Origin of the sequence: Rhizobium sp. CIAT894, from assembly GCF_000172795.2 — a bacterium.
Taxonomy (GTDB): Bacteria; Pseudomonadota; Alphaproteobacteria; order Rhizobiales; family Rhizobiaceae; genus Rhizobium.
In genome coordinates, this window is record NZ_CP020947.1 from 1,077,581 (window position 1) to 1,089,740 (window position 12,160).

Consider the following 12,160-nt stretch of genomic DNA (forward strand, 5'->3'; position numbering starts at 1 on the left):
GATTCATGCGACGCGCTTTCGTCCTTTGTTTTTATGCATGTCGTTATCCCGGAACCGCTGCACACTTCCGGGCGAACATGCACTAACGCGGCGCATGCAGGCTGTAGCCGGTGTTGCGGATCGTGTGCAGGAGCTGGGCCTGGAACGGCTTGTCGAGCTTGGCCCTGAGGCGGCTGATATGGGTCTCGACGACACTGGTCTTCGGATCGAAGTGGAAATCCCAGACGCGCTCGAGCAGCATCGTCTTGGTGATCACCCGGCCTTCGCCGCGCATCAGCACCTCGAGCAGGGTGAATTCGCGCGGCTGCAGTTCGATCACCTGTCCGGCGCGCCGCGCCTCGCGCCGGATCAGGTCGAGCTCGAGATCGGCGACCTTCAAGACCGTGCGCTGCTCCTGTACCGGCGGCCGCCGGCCGAGCGCATTGACGCGGGCCAGAAGCTCGGAGAAGGCAAAGGGTTTGGTGAGATAATCGTCGCCGCCCGCCTCCAGCCCCTCGACCCGGTCGTCGACGCCGCCGACCGATGTCAGGAACAGCGCCGGTGCGCCGACCTTGGCAGCCCGCAGCGACCGGACGATCGCCAGCCCATCGAGGCCCGGCAGCATGCGATCGACGACGATGACGTCATAGGCCTCGCGCTGCGCCTGAAACAGCCCGTCGCGGCCGTCGCCGATGACGTCGCAGACATGGCCGGCCTCGGAGAAGCCCTTGGCGATATAATCGGATGTCTTGGTATCGTCCTCGATAAGCAGGATTCGCATCGGCCCGATCGCTTTCGCCATGCCTGTAGCGATCAGATCTAGCCGAGGGGGCGGCTTGGCCGCAACTTACGGATTGGTAAGGCGAGGGGTGGGCAGCGGCGCAGCACATTCCCGCCGCCGACAGATCCGCGCAGCCCCGATCAGCTGGTGATCCGCGGGGCGCTGACGATCTTGCGGAACAGGGCTTCCATTGCCTCTTCGATGCCGTCGGTGGGACTGACCGCGAAATAGAAGCCGGGGCTTGCGCATTCTTCCATTTTTGCGGCGATGCTGGTCTCGAAGGGCTTCACCCAGTCCTTGTAAAAGTTGTTGTCGGGCAGGGGCAGGTAGGTCGTATAGAGGACGGCGACCTTGATGCCGCGATCTTTGAGCTTCTTGCAATAAGTCGTGTCGATCGGTTCGATGCAGCGTCCGCCGTTGGCGCCTTTCGGGCTGGTGCAGCCGGCCGGCTTGTAGCTGTCGCCAACACCGTCAGCGACGAAAAACACGATCTTCTGGCGATCGGCATTGCTGGTGCCGGTGCCGATGTTGCCCTTGATTTCGCCTTCGATGCCTTTCAGCGCTTCGTCAAAGCTCGTCTGCTGGTCGTTGTAATAGTTCTGAAAGGGAATGCTCATCAGTTTGATCATATTCGTCGCGTCTGCCACGGCGCCAAGATCATAGTCGAGGTCGGAGACCTTGAAGAGCTTGGCGGCTTTGGCGTCCTGCGCGGTCTTGCCGAACGTATAGGCAGCCACCCGGAATTGGCTTGGCATGGACTGCGTGTCCTCTGCCTTGGCCATCAGGGCTTTCACGGCAGCGGCGACCACGTCGATACGGATGGTCACGCCATTGTTGCGTGCGACATTGTAATAGCTGTTCTTGTCCTCGACGCCCTTTTCCGAAACGATGTGGCATGCGAAGGCGCAGTTTTTATCCTTGCCGCCATCATGGCCGTTGGCCGTGGCTTTTTTCATCGCGGCGATGTCGTCGGTGGTCGCCCCAACGCCCATCGACGGGGTGTTGTCCAGCAGCATGAAGAAATCCATGTAGGACGGCGTCTCGAACTGGGCGGTTGCCGCCCCGGTCACGGCGATCTCGTCAAATCCCATCACCTGCATGAAGGTTGTGGGCATCGCCGCGTTGAAGGATACGGTCGAGCTGAGCGTGCCGCCCTTTTTCTGAACGCTGATGTCGACCGTCACCGGCACGTCGCCCTGTTTTTTGGACATCTGCGAAAAGAAGATCTTCTGCGCTTCGGATTTTCCGAGCGTCAGCGACCCGTCGCCCGACATCGTGTTGGCCTGCGTCGCCGCCTCCGAAGTCGGTGTGATCGATCCCACGGCTGCCGCGTCCGCAGCGGCATAAAGCTCGGTGCGCAAAGACAGGGCATTGCCGAAATCAATGGCTGTACCGGCCACCCCCAGCAGCGGAACGACGAGCAGCGCCGTCATGATTCCGAAGTTGCCGGATCGGTCAGAGATGAAACGATGCAACATGCAAAGGCGGCCTTCCCGTGGGGGCTGTGTCACAGCCCGATCGCGATGCGGCGATCACTAGCAGCCGAACTTAAACCAAAGGCAAATACGTCTGGTTGTGTTCTAACTAAATTGCGCGGGAATTCGCGGTCGCCATCATCCGCGCCGCGGGCGCGTTCGCTCGTCGGCGCCCACATCTTTGGGCCGTCAACCCGTCATCAGTTGCTCGGGAAGCTGTCCGTAAGCCGTCAGAATAGCCCTGACCAAGCCGGGAAAGCGCTCGTCCAGTTCCGGGCAACGGGTCTGATTGCGCATCTCCACCCCCTGGCGCTCGCTGCGGATCAGCCCGGATTCGCGCAGCACCTTGAAATGGTTCGACAGCGACGATTTCGGAATGACGCGGTCGCCGAGATCGGCGAGCGCTGAACAGGTGCCGCCGCAGGCGGCGCCGGCGAGCTTGGCGAAGATCGCAACGCGCTCGGGATCGGAGAGCGCATAGAGGATCGCCTCGGGCTTGATGTCCTCCAGGGCTGGGTGAAAGAGCGGTCGCATGAATTTTATATAGTGCCTCTTGAAACCGAGATCAACAGTTCCGAATTTCTGAACTACGGAACAAGGCCGTCAATTCCGGCGGCCGTCCGGATCAGAAGGAACAAGAGATGGCTAAGCTCACAGGGAAGGTCGCAGTGGTCACGGGAGCCTCCAAAGGCATCGGCGCCGCGATCGCCAAGGCGATGGCGGCCGAAGGTGCGCAAGTGGTGGTCAATTACGCCTCGAGCAAGGCGGGAGCCGACGCCGTCGTCGAGGCGATCGGGGCGGCCGGCGGCAAAGCCATCGCGGTGCAGGGCGACGTTTCCAAAGCCGAACAGGCGCAGGGCGTGGTCGAGGCTGCGGTCAAGGAATTCGGCAAGCTCGACGTGCTGGTCAACAACTCCGGCGTCTATGAATTCGCGCCGATCGACGAGGTGACCGAGGAGCAATATCGCCGCATCTTCGATGTCAATGTTCTCGGCGTTCTCCTCACCACCCAGGCGGCAGCCAAGCATCTCGGCGAGGGCGGCAGCGTCATCAACATCTCCTCGGTCGTCACCAGCCTGGGCCTGCCGGCCACGGCCGTCTACACCGGCACCAAGGGCGCCGTCGAGGGCATCAACAGCGTGCTTGCCAAGGAGCTTGGCCCGCGCAAGATCCGCGTCAACGCCATTCTGCCGGGCATGGTCGAGACCGAGGGAACCCACACGGCCGGCGTCATCGGCTCGGATTTGCAGCAGACCATGGTCGCCCAGACGCCGCTCGGCCGCATCGGCCAGCCGGACGATATCGCCGGCATCGCCGTCTTCCTCGCTTCCGACGATGCCCGCTGGCTGACCGGCGAACGGCTGGTCGCAAGCGGCGGTTTCCGCTGAGATGTGAGTGAAAAGCGCGCGCTTCTCGAGCGCGCGCATACGCGGATACCGGTCCACCCACCCTCCGTCGTTCTCGGGCTTGGCCGGGGAGATCCATGCCGGCCGCCTCGGCTGCGACCATGGATTCCAGGCTCAGGGCCTGGAATGACGGAGGTTGAAGGTGCGTTTCTGCCCGACGCGCCGGCGGCGCAGCGCCTCGCTGTGACAGAGATGGCAGATATGCGCCGCCAGCGCATATCCATTGATCGACGCTTGGGGATTGTCCCCGCCCGCTGTCACGTCTCCGGTAGGCCAGCCTTTCGGAAGCCCTCGACAAAGTGGTCTCGCACAGATGCATCGCGCAGCGGCTGGGAGCTGAGCCAATGACCGATCGTGAAATGAGGGTGGGCGATCAGGAACAATTCTGCTTCTCGCCGCGCCTCCTCATGGTGGCCCAGCTGCGCAAGCGCAGCAGCCAGGAATTTGCGTGAGTTGGTACGATACGTGTCTTTCCTGCGGAGTGTCGCGGTTGCCGCCTCATAGTCACGCGCGGCGTATTGCGCCTGCCCAAGATGACAAAGATACCAGCAGGCCGGATAGGGATTGAGCCGCAGAGCTTTTTCGATCTGCGCCAGTCCGTCGGCAATCCTGCCGTCCAGCACTGAAATATCCGACATGGCGGCCCAGGTGTCGGCGTGGTTGGGGTCCAGTTCCAGGGCCTTGGCGAAGGCCGCCTCCGATTCCTCCCATCGCCGCTCATAGGCCAAAATGGTCCCCAGAACGTAACGGCAGCCGGCATCGTTGGGATCCAGGTCGACCGCCTTCTGCGCTGATGTCGCCGCCATCCGACGGTTCGGATCTTCGGGCTCGCCGAAATGAGTCCAGGCGAGCCAACGGTTATAGGCGAGCAGACCGAGCGCCTCGGCATATGATGGCTCGAGTCTGACCGCGCGCTGGAGCAGCATATAGGCCTCGCGCTCGGTTTGCGGCGACTCTTCCGTCAGCAGGCGGGCGCGCACACACAGGTCGTAGGCCTCGAAGTTCTTGGGCCGATTGCGTGGCGGCGGGGTGGTCAGCCGGCCGACGAGGGCTTCGACAATCTTGGCGTTAACCTCATCCTGCAATTCGAAAACATCTTCCACCGTCCGGTCGAACCGCTCGGCCCACAAGTGCCCGCCGGCAAGCGCGTCGATCAATTGGGCATTGATGCGGACACGGCCCATTGCGCGTCTGGCGCTTCCCTCCAGGACGTAGCGGACGCCGAGTTCCTGGGCGACCAGCTTTACGTTGACCGGCTTGCCCTTGTAGCCGTAGACGGAATTGCGCGCGATGACGAACAGACCGGCCGTACGGGAAAGATCGGTGATCAGGTCTTCGGTCAGGCCGTCGACGAAGGGCGCGTCGGCTTCATTCCCACTCATATTCGTGAACGGCAATACAGCGATCGAGGGACAGTCGGGCAGCGGCAATATGCTCTGCAGCGCATCCGGCCAATGCCACACATGGACAGGGCGGGTCAGGTTCTTCAGGTAGCGTTCGCCTGCGTCGAAGAACCGGTCGTCGATCTTGCCGACGATCTCGCCGTGAACGCCGGCTGAAATGCAGATACCTCCCGGCGCGGCCTGTGTCTCCAGGCGCGCCGCGACATTGACCCCGTCGCCGAGGACGTCTGAACCATCGTCAATGACATCTCCGAGATTGACGCCTACACGTAAAAGTAGTCGCCTGTCTCCGGATGCCTCGACAGGAGTGTTCGCCCGTTGCATTTCCAGCGCTGCTTCGACCGCGTCCACCGCGCTGCCGAATTCGACCAGGAAGCCGTCGCCCACGACCTTGAAGATGCGACCGTTGTGGCGCATCACCGCCGGCTCGATAACGCCAGAACGGAGTTCCCTGAGGTTCTCAAGCGTTGCGACTTCATCAGCCTCCATCAGGCGTGAATATCCCACCACATCGGCAACGACGATGGCAGCGAGACGACGCTGAAGAGATTGATCCGTCATGTGAGAACAAGCCCAACGACCAAATTAGCAAGTTATTGTTCAACTGCGGGTGAGTCAACAACAAGTGGTGAGAGGTAGCGTCCAGGCGATCTCCACCTCCATCGAGCCGTCATCCTTCTTTGTGACCGACGGCGTCGAAGTAAGCGGCGGCTTCCGCTGAGATATGAGTGAAAAGCGCGCGCTTCTTCAGCGCGCGCATACGCGAATACCGGTTGGACCCACGCCGGCCACCTCGGCTGTGGCATGGATTCCAGGCTCAAGGCCTGGAATGACGGAGGCCGGAGGTGCGTTTCCGCCCAAGCCGGCGCGGCAGCCCGCAAGTTCACGCCCAACGACTTGTGTGAGCAGCTTCGGAGTCTCTGGATGGATCGTTTTGAACGCGTCTGCAGCCCCGCTGGCAATTCGGGAACAGCTCCTGCGTCTTCAGGTCAAAGCGGTCTCAAACCGAACACCTCTGGCGCCTTGCAGCGGTTCAGGGCATCCTATGATGGCCGAAAATTGTGTTCATGGCAGTTGGAGGAATGCCGATGCGCTGCTTTACCGTGCTTGGACCTTCGCAGACCGGAAAATCGACAGTGGTGGAAAAGCTCGGCTCCCTGGAGGGGGCGCCGAGAAAATCCAGGTCCCCTTATGGATTGAACCTCACGGAATTCACCTTTGGAAACGAGGCGTGGTGTGCGCTGGATGCGCCAGGACCCAACGAAGCGTTGGCGCATGCACAGCACGCGCTTCTTGCCAGCGACGCCTGCATCCTGTGCGTTTCATCGGCACCGGAGGAGGCCGTGCTCGCCGCGCCCTATCTCAGGATCGTCGAAGCCTCGGGGACGCCGTGCATCCTCTTCGTCAACCGGATGGACGAACCGAGAGGGCGGCTCAGGGACGTGATCGCCGCGCTTCAAGACTACGCCAGCCACACGCTTTTGCTTCGCCAGATCCCGATCCGCGAGGGGGACAGGATCATAGGCAGTTGCGATCTGATTTCGGAACGGGCGTGGCGCTACCGGGAAGGCCAGACTTCGGCGCTGATCGCAATCCCCGAAAGCATCGCCGAGCGCGAGCACGAAGCGCGCAGCGAGCTCCTGGAACACCTGTCCGAATTCGATGACTGGCTTCTCGAGGAATTGGTCGAAGATCGCGAGCCGCCCAGCGACGCCCTTTATGCCATTTCATCGCGGGTTCTGCGCGAAAACAGGATTATTCCAGTCCTGATCGGTGCCGCAAGTCACGGCAACGGCATGATGAGGCTGATGAAGGCGCTGCGCCACGAGGCGCCGCCGGTAGGGATTCTGAGACAGCGCCTGGCTCGTGCGGGCAATGTCGATGAAAACAAGCTGACCGCCGTGAGCTTCCATGCCTATCATCGTCAGAATATCGGCAAGACGGTGCTGGTGCGTGCGTTTGGTGAGGGACTGCGGCAAGGCGCATTACTGGGCGGCTCCGGCCTCGGCGCCGTGCAGGATCCCGCAAACGGACGGTCCAGCGCGGCGATCACGCCTGCACCGGGGGATGTCTTCGCAACGGTCAAGTCCGACCACTTGCCCGTCCCGTCGCTGTTGACATCAGGCGCGGCGATCGCCCCGCCCGAATGGACAGAGCCACCGACGCCGATGCTTGAAAGGATCCTGGTCCCGGGCAGCGACCGCGATGAAAACAAGCTCTCCGAAACGCTGGCAAAACTTTCCGAGACGGATCGCGGTCTTGTCGTTTTGCAGGAGGAAGGCACCGGCGCCCAGCTCGTCCGCGCCCAGGGCCCGGTACATCTGCGCGATCTCTGCCGAACCCTGTCCGACGTCTTCCACATCGACGTCACCGATCGAACGCCCAGCCCGATCTACCGCGAGACAATCGCGAAGCCCTCCGAGGTTCACTACCGGCATCGCAAACAGACCGGCGGTGCCGGGCAATTCGCGGATGTGAAGCTGAGCATTCGCCCCAACGAGCGCGGCCGGGGCTTCACCTTCAGCGAAACCGTCAAGGGTGGCGTCGTTCCACGCAACTACATCCCTGCCGTCGAAGCAGGCGCGCGCGAAGCGATGGAGAAAGGGCCGCTCGGGTTCCAGGTCATCGATGTCGGCGTAACGCTGTTCGATGGCCAGTACCATGCGGTCGACAGTTCGGAACACGCCTTCAGGACTGCGTCGAAAATGGGAGTGCGACAGGCGCTTTCCGAAGGGGCGGCCGTTTTAATGCAACCGGTCTTCCGCAGCGAAATTCACATTCCGTCGATCTATTCCGGCAGCCTCGTCCAGATCGTCTCCGCTCTCAAGGGTCAGGTTCTCGGCTTCGACCGGGATGAAACCGCCAAGGGATGGGACATCTTCCGGGCACTCGTTCCGGGCGGCGCACTCGACGATCTGGCGCGGGCGCTGCGCTCGGCGACGCAGGGCATTGGTTACTTTTCCAAGACCTTCGATCACTTCGAGGAGCTATACGGCAAGGAAGCGGACGCCATCGTGAGAGCACGCGAGGAAGCAGGCGTCGCACACTGAAACGTGTTTTCGCTCAACTCGCCGCCGGGAAGACTATCGCGAGGTTTCCAGGCGGCGATCGCCGCCCAGAATGTTCAGCCAGGCGCGCGACACTTTCTCCGCGCCCGAGCCCCCGATATGGCAATCGTCATAGCGGTCGTCTCCGTCGAGTAGCGCGTCGGAATTGACGCCCTCGCGGATGCCGTGGCCGCTTTTTGACAGGGCCACCTGCGCCTGCACGATCGCATTGTCCGGAATATGCTCCTTGAAGCCGCCGTTGCTCGGCTCCAGGCATTTCGATGCGATCGAAATGTAAACGGGAGCTTCGACGCCGTGCTGACGCAATGTGTCGACCATCGATATGAAACGTTCCTGGTAGGCCTGCGCGGTGGTGCCCAGAACCAGGTCCGCCTCTCCCTGCACCCAGAGGACGCTCGTTATCCGGTAACCGGAATCCTGAAGCTGTTTTATTGTATCGATCAGCACGGGATTGATGTCACCGCCTGTCGCCCATCGTGCGACCGGAGATCCGGAATAGGCGAGAGGCGCGAGGACGACGCTGTCATTTTGCCCCGATGCGATCAAATCATTGCCAAGCAGCGTCCAGTACTCTCCCTTGGTATCGGTCGATCCAAGAAGGGGCGACGCCGCGATGAAGCACTTGCTGTCAAAGGCGTTGACGACGTGAGGGCCATAATTCGACCGGTGCCGTTGTCCACCGTCATTGGCCGCGTTCGATTGGCCGAGAATGAGCAGGACAGCAGTTCGATCCGTTTGAACCGGGCAGGTCACAGGCGTTTTTGTTTCATCCCCGATCAATCGTTCCTTGTCGTCGAACTTGTAACGGCTTGGAGCTGCTGCCTTCTGTCCGCCAACCATTTTTCTCAGCGCGGAAAGTTGCGGCCAGGGAAAGATCTCATGTCTCGCGCTCATGCCGCCGAGAAAGTACATAGCAATCATGGCGATCAGGCCGACTGTGAGCGTTTTGCGCATGTCGTCACCTCTTAATCATCATCCGATGACGAATCGAGGCTGGTTCAGCCGCGAAGGTTCCTCTAAACCAGCCATATCTGCTTGCTCGGGCGTGATCGTTCAGAAAGAATTCGTCATGAAGATCGATGCCCGTCGCTGCTTTCAATTATAGCCCGGACCAGTGATTGCAATCATCCAGTTGGATGAGAGGTCACAGATTGGCGGCGAGGACACAGTCGGCGCGGAGCGCCGGTGACAGCCGGAGCCTGACGATGTGGAGGGCGCGATGATTGTTCTGGAAGCGGCTTACGGCCCGTTTCCCTGCAGCGCTTCCACGAAACGGATCACGTCACCGATCATGCTGTCGTTCCACATATCGTTGTGACTCGCACCGTCATAGATCACCATCCGCTTGGGCTCGGGTGCGATGCGGTACAACGCCTGGCCTGAAGAAAGCGGGATGCTATCGTCAAGCCGGCCGTGGAGGAACAACTTCGGTTGTCTTACCTTGGCGATGTTGAGGTCCGAGCGAAAGGGATCCTTGAGCAGAGCCTCGACCGGCAGGAACGGATAATGCGTCTGCGCAACCGACAGAACCGACAGGTAAGGAGACACAAGGATGACGCCCGCGGCCGGCCTGTTTCCAGCCGTATTCACGGCAACGCCGGTGCCAAGCGACCGGCCCAGCACAACGATCCGGCTTCCGGTGTGTGCCGAAAGCCAGTCGAACGCCGCGATGCCGTCCGTCAGCAGCCCCTGCTCGCTGGGCGAGCCGGTCGATCCGGGATAGCCGCGATAGGAAATCGCCAGCAATCCGATCCTCCGCGCGGCCAGCGCCTGTGCGAGGAACCCGTAATTACCGACGCTATCGCCGTTTCCGAAAAAGAGGAGCACGCAGGGCTTGTCGCTGTCGCCCTGGCTGTACAATCCCCGAAGCATCTCTCCGTCGGGCGTCTTGACGTGGACCGTCTCGCCCCAGTTCGCATGCTCCGGAACCGGTGTGGCGCCTGCTCCGGGATAAAGCAGGGTTCGCTGAGAAAAATAGACCAGCCCGACGAGCGCCATGTAGGCGATGACCGCCATCAGCGGCAGGATCAGCAAGTACCTTGTAGCGCTCACGACAGAATGTACCCGCCGGTTTGAAGTGCCCAGAACGCGTTGCAGCAACCGCGGACCGTTGCGGCGTGGCTCAGCGTAGCGGCAATATATGCACGAAGCTTTCCTGCAGAGAAGAGGGTCGAGGCCCGTCCTTCGACTGCCGCGGGGTGATCGGCTGCGCCGTTGTCTTGCTTTCTCCACCAACCAAACTACGGTGCCGGCAGGGTGATTTGGGGGTGAGTGCTTGCGTTTCTTTGCAGCTTTGACGATTGCAATCCTATCGAGCCAGGTGCAGGCGGTTGCGTGCCCTCTCGATGATACCTTGAAGCTCTGCGTGTTGAATGGCCGAAGCCTGTCTGCCCTGCACAGCGGCGTCGATCGCGGTGATTGGAAAGTCGACGCGATTAGTTCTCCGGTCAATGCAATTTCGGAGCCTCGAACCGGCCGCGAGATTTACACGATGCCGAGCGGGCAGCGGTTCGCCATATATTTTCAGGAATACCAAAATCTCTTTTCGTCCAACTGCTCATTCGATTTTTTCTTAGCCTTGGGCAAGGGCGGTCAGGAAGGGATGCGTTGTTCGAACGCTGAACTTGAAGCCTTCGAAGCCGGGCTCTCTGCTGCCTCTTTGGGTCGGATAACGAAAGAACGCAGGCAAGGCGGCACGGCTTATTTGATAGAGGACCGGAACGCGTGGGTAACGGTAGTGGTCACAGACAGCGGCACGCCGCAGGATGTTTCGAACGCGTGGGTCGAGACTTCAGTCGTCAAAGGGCCGTAGAGCCTGACGAATCTCTGTCGGCGGCTGTACCACGGTCGTCCTGGCAGAGCGGCGCCGGCTCCTCCTCCCGCCAAGGAACAAAATCCGCATGGTGAGGTTGGGATTGCGATAAGCAAAAAACCATCGGAGGAACTCATGCGGAAATCTCTTCAGTTCATCCTGGTCGGGCTGGCGGCCATGACCGGCTTGACGGTTTCGCCGACGATCGCGGCGGCGCAGGATCTGGAATTCCGGATCGGCCCCGGCGGCGTCGGCGGTTACGATCGGGATCGCGACCGTGGTCGGTATGACTTGTATGACCGCCGCGGGCGGCGCGGCTGCGATCCGGAAGATGCGCTCGACATCGCCCGCGGCGAAGGCCTTCGCCGGGTGCAGATCGTCCGCATGTCGCCGCGCAGCATCGTCGTCCAGGGGATGACGCGCCGGGGACCGGAGCGGATGTTCTTCGCCAACCGGCGCGGCTGCCCGGAAATCTGACCGGCAGGCGTGCGGCAAGGCGGACGGCCGGGCCTTTGAGTGCCCGGCGCGGAACCTTTGGCCGCTCCGGACATTGCTGCCCATGCAGCGCTCTGCTTGCGCCTGCGGTCTTTAACGCCATGGGAGGATTTCATCATGATGAGCGGTCAATTGAAGGCGCTTCTCGCCGTTCTTGCCGTCGCCGGTTATCAGAACAGAGACAAGATCGGGGAGCTTCTGCGCGGCATCCAGAACCCGCAGCCGGCCGACCCGCAGCAGGCGCCTGAAGGCCAGCAGCCGGGCGGGCTTGGCGGTCTCCTCGGCGGGCTCGGGGGCTCCGGCGGTTTGGGAGGACTGCTCGGCGGGCTGACCTCCGGCAGCATCGTCAGCGGCGGTCTCGGCGATCTCCTCAAGACCTTTCAGCAGAACGGCCATGGCGACACGATCGACTCATGGGTCAAGCCCGGGCAGAATGCCGAGATCAATGACGGCCAACTGGCCGAAGCCCTCGGCCCCGATGTTTTGAACGAGATCGCCAGAAATACCGGCCTCTCGCGTGAGGAAATCCTCGGCCGGCTGAGCCGCGATCTGCCGAAGGCCGTCGACGATCTGACGCCGCAGGGGAAAGTGCCCACGGCGGAAGAGGCGTTTTTGTCTTCGGCGAGCCAGGCGACATCCGGGCGGCCGAGCAGCATCTAGCCTGCTCTTGCGATAAGGGCGCGCGATCGGCGGGCATGGATTCCAGGCTCAAGGCCTGGAATGACGGAGGTTGGGGAGGCG

The 12,160-nt window shown here is 61.6% G+C and carries 11 protein-coding genes; 5 read left to right on the plus strand and 6 right to left on the minus strand.

The genetic code is table 11. The features are described from left to right. Positions 1 to 82: 82 nt before the first annotated feature. The 3 genes from RHEC894_RS05310 to RHEC894_RS05320 form a co-directional block, all read right to left on the minus strand. A complete protein-coding gene (locus RHEC894_RS05310; protein WP_085738862.1) occupies positions 83 to 760 on the minus strand; it encodes a winged helix-turn-helix domain-containing protein in 678 nt (225 codons plus the stop codon). A 140-nt stretch (positions 761 to 900) separates the two neighbouring features. After that, a complete protein-coding gene (locus tag RHEC894_RS05315; RefSeq protein ID WP_085736519.1) occupies positions 901 to 2,238 on the minus strand; it encodes a TadE/TadG family type IV pilus assembly protein in 1,338 nt (445 codons plus the stop codon). A 186-nt stretch (positions 2,239 to 2,424) separates the two neighbouring features. Next, the gene (locus RHEC894_RS05320; protein ID WP_010069739.1) at positions 2,425 to 2,769 is read right to left on the minus strand and encodes a helix-turn-helix domain-containing protein; all 345 of its coding nucleotides are present in this window, start codon (positions 2,767 to 2,769) and stop codon (positions 2,425 to 2,427) included. 107 nt (positions 2,770 to 2,876) lie between these two features. On the opposite strand from RHEC894_RS05320, the gene RHEC894_RS05325 reads away from it, so the two are divergent. Further along, entirely contained in the window at positions 2,877 to 3,623 is a 747-nt protein-coding gene (locus tag RHEC894_RS05325; protein WP_085736520.1) for a glucose 1-dehydrogenase, read from the plus strand. Positions 3,624 to 3,898: 275 nt separating this feature from the next. Here the strand turns inward: RHEC894_RS05325 and RHEC894_RS05330 are convergent, their stop codons facing one another. Further along, the gene (locus RHEC894_RS05330; protein WP_085736521.1) at positions 3,899 to 5,605 is read right to left on the minus strand and encodes an adenylate/guanylate cyclase domain-containing protein; all 1,707 of its coding nucleotides are present in this window, start codon (positions 5,603 to 5,605) and stop codon (positions 3,899 to 3,901) included. Positions 5,606 to 6,132: 527 nt separating this feature from the next. On the opposite strand from RHEC894_RS05330, the gene RHEC894_RS05335 reads away from it, so the two are divergent. Then, positions 6,133 to 8,094, plus strand: coding sequence for an elongation factor G (locus RHEC894_RS05335; RefSeq protein WP_085736522.1), 1,962 nt, complete (start codon positions 6,133 to 6,135; stop codon positions 8,092 to 8,094). Between the two features lie 33 nt (positions 8,095 to 8,127). Here the strand turns inward: RHEC894_RS05335 and RHEC894_RS05340 are convergent, their stop codons facing one another. Beyond that, on the minus strand, positions 8,128 to 9,066 hold the full coding sequence (locus tag RHEC894_RS05340; RefSeq protein WP_085736523.1) for a sialate O-acetylesterase: 939 nt from the start codon (positions 9,064 to 9,066) through the stop codon (positions 8,128 to 8,130). Between the two features lie 285 nt (positions 9,067 to 9,351). After that, positions 9,352 to 10,164 carry an alpha/beta hydrolase gene (locus RHEC894_RS05345; protein WP_085736524.1) on the minus strand — a complete coding sequence of 271 codons (813 nt, stop codon included), beginning with the start codon at positions 10,162 to 10,164 and terminating at the stop codon, positions 9,352 to 9,354. Between the two features lie 223 nt (positions 10,165 to 10,387). Here RHEC894_RS05345 and RHEC894_RS33235 point away from each other — a divergent pair, with 223 nt between their 5' ends. The 3 genes from RHEC894_RS33235 (at position 10,388) to RHEC894_RS05360 (ending at position 12,079) form a co-directional block, all read left to right on the plus strand. Next, on the plus strand, positions 10,388 to 10,924 hold the full coding sequence (locus tag RHEC894_RS33235; protein ID WP_206427897.1) for a hypothetical protein: 537 nt from the start codon (positions 10,388 to 10,390) through the stop codon (positions 10,922 to 10,924). Between the two features lie 135 nt (positions 10,925 to 11,059). Next, positions 11,060 to 11,401: a hypothetical protein gene (locus tag RHEC894_RS05355; protein WP_085736525.1), complete on the plus strand. Its 342-nt coding sequence runs from the start codon at positions 11,060 to 11,062 to the stop codon at positions 11,399 to 11,401. 135 nt (positions 11,402 to 11,536) lie between these two features. Beyond that, on the plus strand, positions 11,537 to 12,079 hold the full coding sequence (locus RHEC894_RS05360) for a YidB family protein (RefSeq protein ID WP_085736526.1): 543 nt from the start codon (positions 11,537 to 11,539) through the stop codon (positions 12,077 to 12,079). Positions 12,080 to 12,160 lie beyond the last annotated feature (81 nt).